Source organism: Streptomyces sp. S465 (assembly GCF_026898115.1).
Taxonomy (GTDB): Bacteria; Actinomycetota; Actinomycetes; order Streptomycetales; family Streptomycetaceae; genus Streptomyces; species Streptomyces luomodiensis.
Window position 1 is genome coordinate 9,026,511 of sequence record NZ_CP114036.1, and the last position, 16,016, is coordinate 9,042,526.

11 protein-coding genes and 2 pseudogenes are annotated in these 16,016 nt (G+C 70.0%); 10 read left to right on the forward strand and 3 right to left on the reverse strand.

The window, feature by feature from the left end; genetic code table 11:
- Positions 1-55 precede the first annotated feature (55 nt).
- A complete protein-coding gene (locus N6H00_RS38075) occupies positions 56-4,336 on the forward strand; it encodes a discoidin domain-containing protein (protein WP_268976466.1) in 4,281 nt (1,426 codons plus the stop codon).
- Between the two features lie 119 nt (positions 4,337-4,455).
- Here N6H00_RS38075 and N6H00_RS38080 read toward each other — a convergent pair whose 3' ends face one another.
- Positions 4,456-5,217, reverse strand: coding sequence for an SDR family oxidoreductase (locus N6H00_RS38080; RefSeq protein ID WP_268976467.1), 762 nt, complete (start codon positions 5,215-5,217; stop codon positions 4,456-4,458).
- 227 nt (positions 5,218-5,444) lie between these two features.
- Between N6H00_RS38080 and N6H00_RS38085 the strand changes: the two genes are divergently transcribed.
- Both N6H00_RS38085 and N6H00_RS38090 read left to right on the forward strand, forming a co-directional pair.
- A complete protein-coding gene (locus N6H00_RS38085) occupies positions 5,445-6,296 on the forward strand; it encodes a helix-turn-helix domain-containing protein (protein WP_268976468.1) in 852 nt (283 codons plus the stop codon).
- A gap of 769 nt (positions 6,297-7,065) precedes the next feature.
- On the forward strand, positions 7,066-7,260 hold the full coding sequence (locus tag N6H00_RS38090) for a zinc-binding dehydrogenase (protein WP_443073262.1): 195 nt from the start codon (positions 7,066-7,068) through the stop codon (positions 7,258-7,260).
- A 173-nt stretch (positions 7,261-7,433) separates the two neighbouring features.
- Here N6H00_RS38090 and N6H00_RS38095 read toward each other — a convergent pair whose 3' ends face one another.
- Positions 7,434-8,105: a GntR family transcriptional regulator gene (locus N6H00_RS38095; RefSeq protein WP_268976469.1), complete on the reverse strand. Its 672-nt coding sequence runs from the start codon at positions 8,103-8,105 to the stop codon at positions 7,434-7,436.
- Positions 8,106-8,420: 315 nt separating this feature from the next.
- Here N6H00_RS38095 and N6H00_RS38100 point away from each other — a divergent pair, with 315 nt between their 5' ends.
- From N6H00_RS38100 to N6H00_RS38110, 3 genes are all read left to right on the forward strand, one after another.
- Complete coding sequence (locus tag N6H00_RS38100; RefSeq protein WP_268976470.1) at positions 8,421-10,025, forward strand: AbgT family transporter; 1,605 nt, start codon at positions 8,421-8,423, stop codon at positions 10,023-10,025.
- Between the two features lie 180 nt (positions 10,026-10,205).
- The gene (locus tag N6H00_RS38105; RefSeq protein WP_268976471.1) at positions 10,206-11,285 is read left to right on the forward strand and encodes an NAD/NADP octopine/nopaline dehydrogenase family protein; all 1,080 of its coding nucleotides are present in this window, start codon (positions 10,206-10,208) and stop codon (positions 11,283-11,285) included.
- 133 nt (positions 11,286-11,418) lie between these two features.
- The gene (locus N6H00_RS38110) at positions 11,419-11,985 is read left to right on the forward strand and encodes a GNAT family N-acetyltransferase (protein ID WP_268976472.1); all 567 of its coding nucleotides are present in this window, start codon (positions 11,419-11,421) and stop codon (positions 11,983-11,985) included.
- A 58-nt stretch (positions 11,986-12,043) separates the two neighbouring features.
- Here the strand turns inward: N6H00_RS38110 and N6H00_RS38115 are convergent, their stop codons facing one another.
- Positions 12,044-12,937, reverse strand: a complete 894-nt coding sequence (locus N6H00_RS38115) for an NAD-dependent protein deacetylase (RefSeq protein WP_268976473.1) — start codon at positions 12,935-12,937, stop codon at positions 12,044-12,046.
- A gap of 315 nt (positions 12,938-13,252) precedes the next feature.
- On the opposite strand from N6H00_RS38115, the gene N6H00_RS38120 reads away from it, so the two are divergent.
- The 4 genes and pseudogenes from N6H00_RS38120 (at position 13,253) to N6H00_RS38135 (ending at position 15,994) form a co-directional block, all read left to right on the forward strand.
- Entirely contained in the window at positions 13,253-14,017 is a 765-nt protein-coding gene (locus tag N6H00_RS38120; RefSeq protein WP_268976474.1) for an SDR family oxidoreductase, read from the forward strand.
- Positions 14,018-14,185: 168 nt separating this feature from the next.
- Positions 14,186-14,287 (forward strand): annotated as a pseudogene (locus tag N6H00_RS40680) (glucose-1-phosphate thymidylyltransferase); the annotation flags it as partial.
- Positions 14,288-14,309: 22 nt separating this feature from the next.
- Positions 14,310-14,560: pseudogene (locus N6H00_RS38125) on the forward strand (dTDP-glucose 4,6-dehydratase); the annotation flags it as partial.
- Positions 14,561-15,037: 477 nt separating this feature from the next.
- Positions 15,038-15,994 (forward strand): alpha/beta hydrolase, encoded by a 957-nt coding sequence (locus N6H00_RS38135; RefSeq protein ID WP_268976476.1) that lies wholly within the window; start codon positions 15,038-15,040, stop codon positions 15,992-15,994.
- Positions 15,995-16,016 lie beyond the last annotated feature (22 nt).

The following is a 16,016-nucleotide window of genomic DNA, read 5'->3' on the forward strand; positions in this document are numbered from 1 at the left end:
ACCCATCCCACTGACGTGCCCCGCCGGACGCGGCGGGGCAACAGATCGGGGACCCATGAAAACCCGCAGTCCCTTACGGGTCATATGTGCCGTGGTGGTCACGAGCCTGATGCTGCTGGGCGGCCCTCTGGTGTCCGCCGCCCCGGCGGCCGGCGGCCCTGACATCGCCGCCGGCGACCCCGCCACGGCGAGCAGTTCCCACCGCGATTACGGCGCCGCGAACGTCACCGACGGCAACCAGGACACCTACTGGCAGAGCGCCGGCAGCGACCTGCCCCAATGGGTACAGACCGACCTCGGGACCACCGCCCGGGTGGACGAGGTGGTCCTCAAACTGCCCGGCTCGTGGGAGAAGCGCAGCCAGACCCTGTCCGTGCAGGGCAGCGCCGACGGCACCGGCTTCACCACCCTCAAGGCATCGGCCTCCTACGCCTTCGACCCCGCGGGCGGCAACACCGTCCGGGTGAGCTTCCCCGCCACCCGGACGCGGTACGTACGGGTGGCCATCACCGCCAACACCGGCTGGCAGGCGGCCCAGCTGTCCGAGCTGGAGGTGCGCGCCGCGGGGGAGTCCTCGGACAACCTCGCCCGGGGGCGCCCCTTCACCGCCAGCAGCCACACCGATGTCTACCTCCCGGCCAACGCCGGTGACGGCAACAAGGGGAGCTACTGGGAGAGCCGCAACAACGACTTTCCGCAGTGGCTCCAGGCCGACCTCGGCGCGGCCGTCCGGGTCAACCGCGTCGTCCTGCGGCTTCCCGACGGCTGGGGCACGCGCACCCAGACACTGAAGATCCAGGGCAGCACCAACGGTTCCGACTTCTCCGACCTGACCGCGAGCAAGACCTACACCTTCGCCCCCTCCGACGGGAACTCGGCGACGATCACCTTCGACGCGGCCACCACCCGCTATGTGCGGGCGCAGGTCACCGCCAACAGCGTCCAGCCCGGCGCCCAGGTCTCCGAGCTGGAGGTCTACGGACCCGCCACCGGCGACACCCAGGCGCCCTCCGCCCCGGCCCATCTGGCCCTGACCGAGCCCAGCACCGGCCAGATCCGCCTCACCTGGGACGCGGCCACGGACGACACCGGCGTCACCGCGTACGACATCTACGCCGACGGCGACCTGCTGACCTCGGTCGGTGGTGACGTCACCACCTACACCGACACCCGGCCCGCGGGCACCCGTGTCAGCTACTTCGTACGGGCCAGGGACGCGGCGGGCAACCAGTCGGCCAACAGCAACACCGTGACCCGGGCCGCGGGCGACGGCGACACCGAGGCCCCCACCGCCCCGGTGAACCTGTCCTTCACCGAGCCCGAGCCAGGCCGGATCAAGCTCACCTGGGACGCCTCCGCCGACAACAAGGGCGTGACCGGATACGACGTCTACGCCAACGCCACCCGGCGCGCAACCGTCTCCGGTGACGTGCTCACCTGGACGGACACCCAGCCCACGGCCGCGACCGTCACCTACTACGTGCGCGCCAAGGACGCGGCCGGCAACGAGTCCCCGGCGAGCAACTCGGTGACCCGCAACGGCAGCGGAGCCGACTCCAACCTGGCTGTCGGCAAGCCCATCTCCGCGTCCTCCGTGATCCACACGTATGTCGCGGAGAACGCCAACGACAACGACACGGGAACCTACTGGGAGGGCGGCGCGGGCAGCTACCCGAACACCCTCACCGTCAAGCTGGGCGCCAACGCGGACGTCGACCGGCTGGTCCTGCGGCTCAACCCCGGATGGGGCAGCCGCACGCAGACCATCGAGGTCCTCGGCCGGGAGCAGGACGCGTCCGACTACACGTCGCTGGTCGACGCCAAGGAGTACCTCTTCGACCAGGCGAAGCAGAACACCGTCACCGTCCCCGTCGGCAAGCGCGTCGCCGACGTGCGGCTGCGCTTCACCGCCAACACCGGGGCGACGGCCGGTCAGATCGCCGAGTTCCAGGTGCTGGGCGTGCCCGCGCCCAACCCCGACCTCCAGGTGACGAAGCTGACCCCGTCGCCGGCGTCGCCCGTCGAATCGGACGACATCACCGTCTCCGCCACCGTGCGCAACAGCGGGTCGGCCGACGCGCCGGGCAGCAAGGTCGCCGTACGGCTCGGCGGGACGACCGTCGCGACCGCCTCGGTCGGGGCCCTCGACGCGGGGGAGCAGACCACGGTCACCGCGTCCCTCGGAGCGCGCGAGGCGGGTACGTACGAACTGAGCGCGGTGGCCGACGAGCCGGACGAGATCATCGAGGAGAACGAGACCAACAACACCTTCACCAGCCCGGACGCCCTGGTGGTGAAGCCGGTCGCCAGCTCGGACCTGGTCCCCGCCCAGGTGACCACGTCCCCGTCCTCCCCGGCCGCCGGCCAGGACGTCACCTTCAAGGCCGCCCTCACCAACCAGGGCACCGTCGCGTCCGCGGGCGGCGACCACGAGATCACCCTCACCCTGACCGACTCCAAGGGCGAGACGGTCAAGACCTGGACGGGCACCCACACGGGCGCCATCGGCCCCGGCGACACCACCGACCCCGTGACCCTCGGCTCCTGGAAGGCCGCCAACGGGTCGTACACCGTGAAGGTCACGGTCGCTCCCGACGCCGAGGAGATACCGGCCAAGCGGGAGAACAACACCGCCACCAAACCCCTCTTCGTCGGGCGCGGCGCCAACATGCCCTACGACATGTACGAGGCGGAGGACGGATCACTCGGCGGCGGCGCGAAGGTCGTCGGACCCAACCGGACCATCGGCGACCTCGCGGGTGAGGCGTCGGGCCGCAAGGCGGTCACCCTGGACGACACCGGCGAGTACGTCGAGTTCACCACCAGGGCCAGCACGAACACCCTGGTCACCCGCTTCTCCATCCCGGACGCGCCGGGCGGCGGCGGCATCGACGCCACGATCAGTGTCTATGTCGACGGCGTCAAGAAGAAGTCGCTGCCGCTGACGTCCCGCTACGCCTGGCTGTACGGGGCGGAGGCATCGCCCGGCGACTCGCCCGGCTCCGGGGCGCCCCGTCACATCTACGATGAGGCGCACATCATGTTCGACGAGACCGTCCCCGCGGGCTCGAAGATCCAGCTGCGGAAGGACGCCACCGACACCTCCACGTACGCGATCGACTTCGTGAACCTGGAACAGGTGGCGCCGATCGCCAACCCCGATCCCGCCGCGTACGTCGCGCCCACCGGCTTCACCCACCAGGACGTGCAGAACGCCCTGGACCGGGTCCGGATGGACACCACGGGCAAGCTGGTCGGCGTGTACCTGCCGCCCGGCGACTACGAGACGTCGAGCAAGTTCCAGGTGTACGGCAAGGCGGTCAAGGTCGTGGGCGCCGGGCCCTGGTACACGACCTTCCACGCACCCGCCAGCCAGCGGAACACCGACATCGGCTTTCGGGCCGACGCCTCCGCCAAGGGCTCCTCGTTCGCGAACTTCGCCTACTTCGGCAACTACACCACGCGCATCGACGGCCCCGGCAAGGTGTTCGACTTCTCTAATGTGTCGGACATCGTGATCGACAACATCTGGAACGAGCACATGGTGTGCCTGTACTGGGGCGCCAACACCGACCGGGTGACGATCAAGAACTCCCGCATCCGCGACATGTTCGCCGACGGCATCAACATGACCAACGGGTCGACGGACAACCTGGTCTCCAACAATGACGCGCGGGCCACCGGCGACGACAGTTTCGCGCTCTTCTCGGCGATCGACGCCGGCGGCGCGGACATGAAGAACAACCTCTACGAGAACCTGACCTCGACGCTGACCTGGCGCGCCGCGGGCGTCGCCGTGTACGGCGGATACAACAACACCTTCCGCAACATCCGCATCGCCGACACCCTGGTGTACTCCGGAATCACCATCTCGTCCCTGGACTTCGGCTACCCGATGAACGGCTTCGGGACCGATCCGACGACCTTCGAGAACATCTCGATCGAGCGGGCGGGCGGCCACTTCTGGGGCGCGCAGACCTTCCCCGGCATCTGGGTCTACTCGGCGTCGAAGATCTTCCAGGGCATCCGCGTGAACAACGTGGACATCATCGACCCCACCTACAGCGGAATCATGTTCCAGACGGACTACGTGGGAGGTCAGCAGCAGTACCCCATCAAGGACACCATCTTCACGGACATCACCATCACGGGGGCGCGCAAGAGCGGTGACGCCTACGATGCCAAGTCGGGCTTCGGTCTGTGGGCCAATGAGATGCCGGAAGCGGGCGAGGGCCCGGCCGTCGGCGAGGTCGTCTTCAACGGGCTGAAGCTCGGCGACAACGCGGTGGACATCCGCAACACCACCTCCACGTTCAAGATCATCCAGAACCCGTAGGGCCTCATCCGGCCAGTGCTGACCGAAAGGCGTAGCGCAAGTCCTTGCGTGGGCTTGCGCTACGCTTGCGTGAAACGGCGCCTGCTTGCCGATGGCGCCTGGTTACTGACGGCGCCTGCTTACCGACGGCCCGGGAGTGTCGCGAGCGCCTGCGACCGCTGGGCGACCAACTCGTCGTAGGTGCCGTCGCGCTCGGCCCACCGGTGCATCAGCACCCCCTTGACCAGGATCTCGTGCGGAGTGGGGTCGGTCCGGAGCAGCTCCATCACCTCGGTGGCGTACGCGGCCAGTTCCAGCGCGTGGGGGTTGCTCTGCGCCAGCTCCGGTGTGGTGGCGACAGCCGGCGGCACGAGTTCGGAGACCTCGATACCGGTGCCGTCCAGTTGCGCGCGCAACGCCTCGGAGTAGGCGTGGACACCGGCCTTGGAGGCGGCGTAGGTCGGCATGAGCGGGAACGGCAGGAACCCGATGCCCGAGGTGACCGTGACGATGGTGCCGGTGCCGCGTCCGATCAGGTGCGGGGTGAACGCGTCGATGACGCGGATGGTGCCGAGGAGGTTGGTGTCGATCGTCCGCTCCGCGGCACCGAAGTGTGCGGGATCGCGCAGGTCCTCGGGGATCATGACCCCGGACATCGTCACGACCGTATCGAGGCCCGGGTGGCCGTGCAGGACCGTGTCGCGGGCACGGTCCACGCTGTCCTGGTCGGTCACATCGATGGGAACGGTGGCGAACCCCTCAGCCGCGAGCTGGTCGAGCAGGTCGGTTCGCCGGCCGCCGACGACGACGGCACTGCCGGCCGCGGCGAAGCGGCGAGCGAGCTCGAGACCGATGCCCGAGGTGGCGCCGGCGATGAAGACGGTGCGGTTGCTGATGTCCATTGATGTGCTCCTGAGCAGGGCGCCGACCGCGACAAGCCGGCGGGCGGCGGTTCCGATGGTGGTTCCGGTCGCCGGTCGGGGCTTGCGCGCGAGGAATGTCGTGCGGCCTCGCCGTGCGGCGACACCTCCAGTGTTGATCTGTTCTCCGGCCGGAGGCAGTGCCCCCGTCTTCCGGGGTCCTGTCAGGGCCCCCTTCGCCGAGGAGGCGCTGCATTACGATGCCGGATATGAGCGACGACGACCGCGCCAACCTCCTCGGCGGTTACCTCCGTGCCCGGCGGGCGCTGGTCACCCCGGAGCAGGTCGGGCTTCCGGCCGGTGCCCATCGCCGGGTACCCGGGCTTCGCCGGGAAGAAGTCGCCATGCTCGCGGGCATCAGCGCCGACTACTACCTGCGGCTGGAGCGCGGCCGCGACAAGAACCCCTCACCCCAGGTGCTCGCATCGCTCGCGCGGGTGCTGCGCCTCGACGAACTCGCACAGGAATACCTCCTCGGCCTGGCCGCATCGCGCCCGAGACCGCGGCGGCGCCGGAAGCCCGAACGCGTGCCCCCACGGTTGCACCAGCTCCTGGCGAGCGTGCAGGTGCCCGCGTTCGTGGAGGGACGCGCCTTCGATGTGCTCGCCTCCAACCGGCTCGCCGTCGCTCTCTCGCCGCGCCTCCAGCCCGGGTACAACCGTCTCCGGTCGCTCCTGTTCGACCCTGAGGAGCAGGCGTTCCAGCAGGACTGGGCGCGCTCCACGGCAGGATTCATCGCCGCCTTCAGAACGTCCATCGGCGATGACATCGACACCCCGCGAGCCGTGGAACTGGTGGGCGAGCTCGCCCAGTCGAGCGAGCGGTTCAGAACGCTCTGGGAGCGCCACGACGTCCGCGACCTCGAAGGCGGCACCACCACGGTGAACCATCCCGTCGTCGGTGAGCTGCGCCTGCACCGGGACAAGCTCCCCGTGGACGATCTGCTCCTGGTCCTCTACTACGCCGATCAGGGCAGCGAGAGCGAGGAGAAACTGCGCCTCCTCGCTCTCCACGACCCGGACAACACCCACCCCGACGCGCACCGGATCCCGCACGGCTGAACCCCAGCGGCCATCCCGCAACCCCCGGACCTGGCCGCTGAGCCGGCGCTCGCCAGGCCCGAGGTGGAGGCGGCCCTGGCCTGCTTCCGGCAGGCCGGCGACCGCTGGGGCCAGGCCGCCGCGCTGCCGATGCGCGCCCAGCTGCGGCAGTACGACGGCGACCTCGACGGCGCGCTGGCCGACCTGCGCGAGGCCCGGACGCTGGCCGGCGAGTTCGGCTCGCTCAGCCTCCGCGACGAGGTGTACCGGGACATGCGCCGGATCGACCTGCACCTGCGGCGCGGCGACACCGACCTGGCGATCGCCATGATCGGCGCGACCCGGGACCGGGCCCGGCGCGCGGCCTCGGAGGAATTGCTGGTCCTGGTCGACGCTCGGGAGGCCGACTTCCTGGTGCGGCTCGGCGACCTGGACCGGGCGCGGCACCTGCTCGACGACGCCGAACGGGGCCTGCGCGGCGCCACCACGTTCCCCGGCGACCACGCGCGGACGCTGATCGGCTGCGTACGGGCCTCCGCATGCCTGGAGCTGGGCGACCTGGCCGGCGCGGAGCGGGCACTGGCGAAGGCGTACGCGGCGGCACTGGAGACCCGGGACCTGCCGACCCTGTCCCTGGTGGCGGTGAACACGGCCGCACTGGCCGAGGCGCACGGGCGGCATCACACGTCGGCCGTCCTGCTCGGCGCCGCCTCCCGGCTGCGCGGCGCGCACGACCGACGGCGGGGCGCTGGCCGAACTGCGGGGCTGGTCCGGCCCGGCCGGGCGCGGCATCCGCGTGTGCCCGGTGATGGTGACGGACGGCATCACCGACACCGAGCGGCTGAACACGCTGTGCCGCCAGGCCGAGGACGGCACCCTGACGCTGCACGTCGCCGAGGTGCTGCCCGCCGAAGAGGCGGCCAGGGCCCACCGCATGCTGGAGGCCGGCGGCGTGCGTGGCCGGCTGGTGCTCGACTTCTCCTGACGGCATCGTGCGTGCTTTTCGCGGCGACCGGGCGACCGGCCCGTGCGCGCCTCCGCTGGGGCGACAGGCCGACGCCCGCGGCCAATTCCGTCATCGGTCCGCCGGCGTGCCTCCGTCCCGGTTACGCACACGCCTTGTCCGACTCCTCGGCATCCCCCCGTACAGGGAAACTCTCACACCGGATTGCTCGCGCCGCTCGCCTCTGGTCCCCCCGACAGCAGGGTGTCCAGCATGTACTGGCGAGAGCGCTCGATGCCTTCGAGGGCGACCTGCCTGATCTTCTCCTCCGAGCCGCTCCTGATGGTTTCGACCAATCGCCCGTGATTGACACTCGTGTAGGGCGGCTGGCCCAGTTCGCCCCGGAGGTTGAGGAAGCGTTCGATTTCTTCGTGCAGCGTGTTGATCATCGGGATCATCAGCGATACGCGCGCGACTTCCGCGATCGCCACATGGAGCAGTCGGTTCGCTTCGTTCCGGTCGGGGCGTGAGGCGTTCGCCGCCACGGTTGCCGCGCTGAGCGCGTCCAGGCGGTCGAGATCTTCGGCGTCGGCGCGCTGTGCGGCGAGTACGGCCGCTTCCGGTTCCAGGAGCCTGCGCAGGCGGTAGGTGTCCTGGAGGTCGCCGAGGTCCGTCGGCTTCACGAAGGTTCCGCGCCGCGGGACGACCACGACGAGACCTTCCCTGCGCAGCGCGTTGATGGCTTCGCGCACCGGGGTCTTGCTCATCCCGTACCGCTGCGCGAGCCACGCCTCCACGATGACGTCGCCCGGCCGGAGGTGGCACCGGATGATGTCGCGCTTGAGGGATGCGTACGCCCGCTCCGCCATCGACGATCCCGAACTCAAACCACAGCTCCTCTTCCAGCACGTGGGCGGTCCTCGTCATCCATCGTCCACCGGCGCGAAGACCTGTTGACATCCACCTTTCGCAGCGTATCATCCCTGTGAAATATCACAGGGATTGCACGAGTACCGGCAGGGCCGGCTCGTCCTGAACGGAAGCGAAACCCTCCCGCAAGCAGCTGCTGACCCGGACACATACCTGCCTGGTCTTTACCGGCCTGGCCTTCGCGGCGCCGGACGTCCGCGGCCGGCCTTGCGTATCCGACAGAGCAGCACACATCGCAGCCTGCGTTCACCGTCGACCCGATAAGGCCCCAGATGACGCAACTTCGAAGCAGCAGTCCGACCGCGGACGGCTCCATGAATCGGTTGTTCCGTGCGCTCAGCGCCCTGGAACGGGCGGGAAACAGGCTCCCCCATCCGTTCTGGCTGTTCTGGATCTTCGTGGCACTGCTGGGTGTGGTCAGTGCCGTACTGGCCGGGGCGGGCGTGTCCGTCACCCTGCCGTCGACAGGGGACTCCGTCGCGGTGAAGAACCTGCTCTCTCTTCAGGGGGCCAAGTTCGCGGCGGAGTCCGCACTGGACAACTTCGCCGGGTTCGCACCGCTGTCGGTCGTGGTGGTGGTCCTGCTCGGAGTCAGCGTCACCGAGAAGAGCGGCCTTCTCACCGCGCTTCTTCGCGTCACGATCGGCCGTCTGCCCGTTCGGTGGCTGACCTTCTCCATCGCGTTCAGCTCGATGATCGCGCACGTCATGAGCGACTCGGCCTACATCGTGATGATCCCGCTGGGGGCGCTGGCCTTCCGGACCGTGGGCCGCAGCCCCGTGCTCGGTCTGATGGTCGCCTACGCGTCGACGGCCATCGGCTTCAACGCCAGCCCGCTGGTGACACCGGCCGACGCGGTCAGGTCGTCCCTGGCGGCCGAGGCCGCGCACACCGTCGACCCCGACTACGTCATCACTCCGGTCGCCACGTACTTCTTCACCGCGGTCTCATCGGTGTTCCTCGCCGCCGTGATCGCCCTCACGGTCGACCGCCTCCTGGCCCGAAGGCCCGAGTTCGTGCCGACACCCGAGGACGACGCGGCCGCCGACAGGCTCTTCAACACCACCCGAGCCGAGGCATCGCAGCCCAGCGGACCGGCCGGCGAGGCCCCTTCCGCGGTCACGCTGAGCGCCGTGGAGAAGCGCGCCATGAGACGGTCCGGCGCGGTGCTCCTGCTCTACGTCCTGGCGGTGTCCGCGCTCCTGCTGCCCGGATCCCCGTTCCGCGGCGAGGGCGGCAGCATCGTCCAGTCCGTGGTCGTGGTGAACATCGCCGTGTTCATCTCCCTGCTGTTCGCGATCCTCGGCATCGTCTACGGCAGGCAGGTGGGCACGATCCCCTCGCTGTCGTCCGTCCCCTCCGCCATGGCCGACGGGGTGAAGTCCTTCGTACCCGTGATCGTGCTGTTCTTCGTGGTCGCGCAGTTCCTCGCTTACTTCACCTGGACCGGCATCAGCAATGTGATCACCGTCGAGGGCGCCCGGCTCCTGAAATCCCTGGACGCGCCCCACCTCGTCATCCTGCTCGTGATCATCCTGGCCATCAGCGGACTCAACATCGTCATCAGCAGCGGTTCGGCGATGTGGTCCATCCTCGCCCCCGTCGTGGTTCCCCTGACGATGTACATCGGACTGTCCCCCCAGGCGGCGATGGTCTCGTTCATGATCGGCGACTCGGTCACCAACACCACCCCCATGAACGCCTACTTCGTCCTGGCCCTGGGATTCCTCCAGCAGTTCCGGAAGGGCGCGGGCATCGGCACCATGCTGTCCTTCACGGTTCCCGTGGCTCTCGCCGTACTCGTCTCGTGGTCGTCCTTCTTCGCCCTCTGGTACGCCCTGGGCATTCCGCTCGGCCCAGGGGTGCCCGTCAGATGACACCCTGCCGCCCGCCCGGCGATTCCCCGCCGGACAACGGGCGCCCGATGACCGAAAGGAAGCCGCGAACGGCTGTCGCGACACCACCACTTCAACGCCTTGCACAGTCCGCCACCTTGCACGGTTCGGCACCGCCGAGCCCACTCCCGCACCACTTCAGAACGGAAAGAGTCACTCACCATGGGCAGCATCGCCATCATCGGCGCAGGCAACGTCGGCCAGGCCATCGCCGGCCACATGTCCTTCAAGGGACACGACGTACGGATCTTCGACAGGTGGGGTCGTGATCTTGAACCGATCAAGGCCAACGACGGCATCGACATGACCGGAGACGTGGAGGGCCACGGCACCCCCTCCGTGCTGACGACCGACCTCACGCACGCCGTCGGCGGCGCCGAGGTGGTCATCGTCGCCGCCCCCGCCTTCGCGCACGCCTACCTGTCCAAGGAACTCGCCGCTGTCCTCGCGCCGGACCAGCTCGTCCTGTTCCAGCCGGGCGTCCTCGGCAGCGGCGTGGAGCTCGCGCGCATGTTCGCCATCGCCGGTCGGCAGCCCTGCCTCATCGCGGAGACGCCGACCAGCCTGTACACATGCCGGCTGCGCCGCCCCGCGCACGTCTACATCGGGGCGATCAAGCACGCCGTCCCGCTGGCCACCGTACCCAGTGCGGACACGCCCCGGGCTCTGGACATCCTGCGGACGTACTTCGGCGACCGGTACGTGCCGGGCGAGGACACGCTGACCGTCGGACTGAACAACTGCAACCCCATCTACCATGTGCCGCCGGCGGTGCTGAACTTCAAGACGGTCGAAGACGCCGACTGCCACCCGCTGCACAGCCTGGTGACACCGCGCATCGCGGAGGTCATCGACGCCCTCGACCGCGAACGCCTCGCCCTGGCGGACGCCCTCGGCGTGAAGGCGGCCAGCTTCTGGGACTTCCTCGACACCGCCTACGGGGTGACCGAGGGCAGCTTCGTCGAGCGCATCGTGCAGGGCTACGGCCGTCAGGGATTCCCCGAACCGGACTCGGTCAAGCACCGGTACTTCACCGAAGACGTCCCGTTCGGGCTGGTCATCTGGAGTTCGCTGGCCGCGCAGATCGGACTCTCCCTGCCCCTGACCGACTCGTTCGTCGCCCTGAGCACAGCCCTGTGCGGACAGGACTTCGTAGCCGGTGGGCGCACAGCGCAGACGCTGGGCCTGCTCGGCTCCGATGTCGACGGCATCCGGGCCGCGTTCGTCGACGGCGCGGTGTGAACGTGCCGCACCGGCCGTAACCCGCCGCCCGCCGGAGCCGCCCGCCGGACCAGCCGCCCGCGGTCCCAGAAGGCGCAAGGCCGTCCGGGGCCGCGGGCGCGCGTTGAGTCCGTCAGCGCGCTAGGTTGGCGTGATGCGTGATCTGCACACCGAACGTCTTGTGCTCCGCGGCTGGCGGAAGTCCGACCTTGACCCGTGGGCGGCCATGAATGCCGATCCGCGGGTCCGGGAGTACTTCCCGGACATCCTCACCCGGGAGCAGAGCACGGCATCCGCGGCCCGTTTCCAAGCCGACCTCGACCGGCGAGGCTGGGGATGGTGGGCGGTGGAGGTCAGGGCAACCGGCGAGTTCATCGGGTTCACCGGGCTCGATCCGGTGGATGAAGGGATGCCGTTCACCGGGGTGGAGGCCGGCTGGCGGCTGGCCCGCCCGGCGTGGGGACACGGCTATGCCACCGAGGCCGCCCGAGCCGTGGTGGCCTTCGGCTTCGAACATCTCGGGCTGGCGGAGATCCTCGCGGTGACCACGGCCACCAACCTGCGTTCGCGGGCAGTGATGCGCCGTATCGGCATGACCCGCGATCCAGCCGACGACTTCGACGACCCGAGCGTGCCCGACGGACCGCTGCGCCGGAGTGTGGTGTACCGGCTCCGCGCCGAAGAGCGGCAGCCCGCTCGGCGGGTGCCGGACAGCGGTTGACGCTTCGCGGCTCGGGGCCACCGGCTCAGCCGGAGGGTGGTCACCGCACCGAGCCGCCTCACGCCTGGGCCGGCCCGGGGATGCCCAGCCGGCCGGCCACGGCGGTGAGGGTCGTTCCCAGCGGGAGCGCGACCCGGGTGACGGCGTGCCGGTCGCCCCGGGTGGGGTCCAGGTTGACGATCAGCACCGGTTTCCCGGCCTGGGCCGCCTGGCGGACGAACCGGAGCCCGGACATCACCGTCAGTGAGGAGCCCAGGACCAGGAGCGAGGACGCCTCACGGACCAGTGTGCGGCAGTGCTCGACCCGAGCCGGCGGAACGGCCTCGCCGAAGAACACCACGTCCGGTTTGAGGATGCCGCCACAGACCGTGCAGGGCACCACGCGGAAGTCCCCGACCTGTTCGTCGGTGAGGTCGGCGTCACCGTCCGGGTTGATTCCGGCAGCCACCGGTTCGAAGCCCACATTGGCCTCCTCCAGCCGCCGGGCGAGTTCGCGGCGCGGGCTGAAGGCGCCGCAGGAGAGGCAGACGACCCGGTCCAGGCTTCCGTGGAGTTCCACCACGTCCTCGCTGCCGGCGGCCTGGTGCAGGCCGTCGACGTTCTGCGTGATCACACCCGAGAGCAGGCCGTGCCGCGCGAACGCGGCCACGGCCCGGTGCCCGGCGTTGGGGCGGGCGCGGCCGAAGGTGCGCCAGCCGAGGTGGCTGCGCGCCCAGTACCGACGCCGGGCCTGGACGTTCGCTGTGAACTCCTGGTAGGTCATCGGGGTGTGCCGGCTCAGGCTCCCGCCCTCGCCCCGGTAGTCGGGGATGCCGGACTCCGTGGACAGGCCCGCCCCGCTGAGCACCAGCACACCGCCGGCGCTCAGGGCATCGGCGACCGGCTCCGGATCGGTGCTGCCCGGCGGCAGGTCCTCGGTGGGGGTCCAGTTCACAGTGGGGCGCATGCGCATGCCGCAAGGGTACGGAACAGGCTGCCACCCTCCGCTGTGCGGCGTCGGACGCGACCTCGGCAACGTCCCCCGCCCGCGGCCAGTGCCGTTGCGCGGGCGGCGGGTCTCCCGGAGCACACGTCGCTCTCGCCACGCCGAACCATGATGTCAGTCTGCGAGCGGTGGCCGGTCCGAGCCAGGGGTTCTCAGCCCCTGGGCGAAGGACCCCCTGGTTGTCCGTGACGGGCGGGCTCATGGTGGGAAGGGACCACCGGCTTCCCGGTGAACCTGGGCGCAGCCCGCCCGACACATCCCAGATCCATAAGGAAAAATGCCATGGACATCTCCGGCAACACCATCTTCATCCCCGGTTCCACCAGCGGCATCGGTCTCGCCCTCGCCCTCGAACTGCGGGCCAAGGGGAACACCGTCATCATCGGAGGGCGCCGAGCCGAGCTGCTCGAGAAGATCGCCGCCGAGCACCCCGGTATCGGCACCGTCCGGATCGACACCGCGGACCCCGCGAGCATCACCGCCGCCGCCGAAGAGGTGCTGAACCGGTACCCGGACCTCAATGTCCTGGTCACGATGGCCGGGATCATGCACATCGAGGACTGGCACCAGCCCGAGTCCTTCCTGGCCTCCGCCGAATCCGTGGTGACCACCAACGTACTCGGCCCGATCCGGCTCATCGCCGCGTTCATCGAGCACCTGCGGGCACAGCGGGACGCCACGATCGTCACCGTCTCCTCGGGCCTGGCGTTCGCTCCGCTCAAGGTCACCCCCAGCTACAACGCTTCGAAGGCCGCGATCCACATGCTCAGTGAGTCGATCCGGCTACAGCTGACCGACACCAGCGTCAAGGTGGTGGAGCTCGTGCCGCCGTCCGTACGCACCGAACTGCTGCCCGGCCAGGAGGAGAATGAGCTGGCCATGCCGCTGGATGAGTTCGTGGCGGAGGTCATGGCACTGCTGGAGGCCGAGCCCGAGGCCAAGGAGATCCAGGTCGAGCGGGTGAAGTTCCTGCGCCACGGCGAGGCACGCGGCGACTACGACCAGGTCGTCCGGACACTCAACGCCTCCGACCCGCACGCCAGGTAACCGCGCGGCCAACCGCCGCCGCTGCTCCGCCCCCTCGGCCGCTGGGCCGGGCGCGGCCGGGACGGGGCTCGCCCGGCGGTTGGGCCGTCCGCGGAGATCGACCAGTCCGCCGACCTCATCACCCGAACCGCACATACCATGGCACCGGCGCCGGCCGGCGTGGCCTGACGCATCGACGGCGAGGTCGACGAGGCGTCGCAGACCGTAGGGCGGGTGGTGGCGGAGGGCGCGCGGATCGAGTCCTCGCTGATCGGCCAGGTCGCCCCGGCGCCCTGCGTGCCCAGCGCGCACCGACTGGCCGCACGTCGCGGACCACTGCCAGGGCATCGAGCTGGTGCGGACCGGGGGCCGTCCCGGGGAGGTCTACAACATCGGAGGCGGCACCGAACTGAGCAACAAGGAGTTGACCGGTCTGCTGCTTAACTCGGCTACCGGCCGCGGCACGGCTTCGCCGACGGGCTCGCCCGCACCGTCCCCTGGTATCGCGACAACCGTGACTGGTGGGAGCCGCTCAAGCGCCGCATCCGTCAGGGACGCGCGTGAGGTGGCTGGTCACCGGCGCCGGCGGCATGCTCGGCCGCGACACGGTCGGCGAACTGCGTCGACGAGGCGAGGACGTGACCCCTATGCACCGTGTCGCCCTGGACATCACCAGCCCCGGGGCCATGAGCAGCTACCCCGCCCGACGTCCCGGCACCGCGGCGGAGGCCGCCGACGCCGTGGTCTTCCTCGCCGGCGACGAGGCGTCCTACATTCACGGCGTGCTGCTGCCCGTCGACGGCAGAGCCCTGACCCGTGAACCGCCCGCGCCCCGGGCCAGGCAGCGCCATGCGGGCTGCCTCACCCGGGGCGCATCGCGCTGCCTGTTCTCTCGCTGGGCGCCGTTGCCTGCCGGGAAGTGCGCGGCGATACGATGCAAGCGCCGCCCGCGGTGGAGAACCGTTGATGCTCAGTGCCCCCGGGGGAGCCGCCACACGCGTCCGTCACGCCGGCGCGGCTCACAACCCTGAGGAGATCAACATGAGTTTCGCACTCCACCCCGACCTCGCCCGCGCCGTGCGGTCAGCGGCCGTCGGCGCACCGAAGCCCGCGGCCCGCGACGACTGGCGGCAACTGCGCGCCGACGGGGAGAAAGCCCTCGCGGCCATGGAAGCCACCCTGCCCGAATCCGCGACCGTGAGCCGCCAGGACTTCATCGCCACGTCCTACGACGGACAGCAGGTACTGCTGCGCTGGTACACCCCGCCCCATGACACCGAGGCACCCGAACCCACCGGTCCCGCGGTCCTCTACCTGCACGGCGGCGGGATGATCCTGGGTTCTGTGCGGTTGTTCGACCGTGTGGTGGCGCAGTACACCGCCGACAGCCAGGTGCCGATGCTGGCCGTGGACTACCGGCGCGCCCCCGAACACCCCCATCCCGCACCGGTGGAAGACTGCTGGGCGGGACTGGCTTGGCTCGCCCAGCACGCGGCAGAGCTCGGAGTCGACCCGGCGCGCATCGCCGTCATGGGCGACAGCGCCGGCGGCGGGCTGGCCGCCGCGACAGCCCTGCTCGCCCGGGTCCGCGGCCTGCCGCTGGCACGGCAGATCCTCATCTATCCGATGCTCGACGACCGCAATACCCATCCCGACCCCGTCCTGGAACCCTTCGTCGGCTGGAACTACGACAACAACCACACCGGCTGGCACGCCCTGCTGGGCGACACCATCGGCACCCCTGACGTACCCCCCACCGCGGCCCCCGCCCGCGCCGAGAGCCTGACCGGTCTCCCCGCCGCCTACATCGAGGTGGGAGAGCTGGACATCTTCCGCGACGAGTGCCTCGACCACGCCCGCCGCCTCACCGGCGCCGGGGTCTCCGCCGAACTGCATGTGCACCCGGGCTGTCCGCACGGTTTCGACCGCATCGATCCCACCGCCGATATCGCGCAACGCTCCCGCGCCGACAGGATCCGTGTCCTGCGCGCCCTGTGACAGCCCTTGCGCCGAGCGGGGG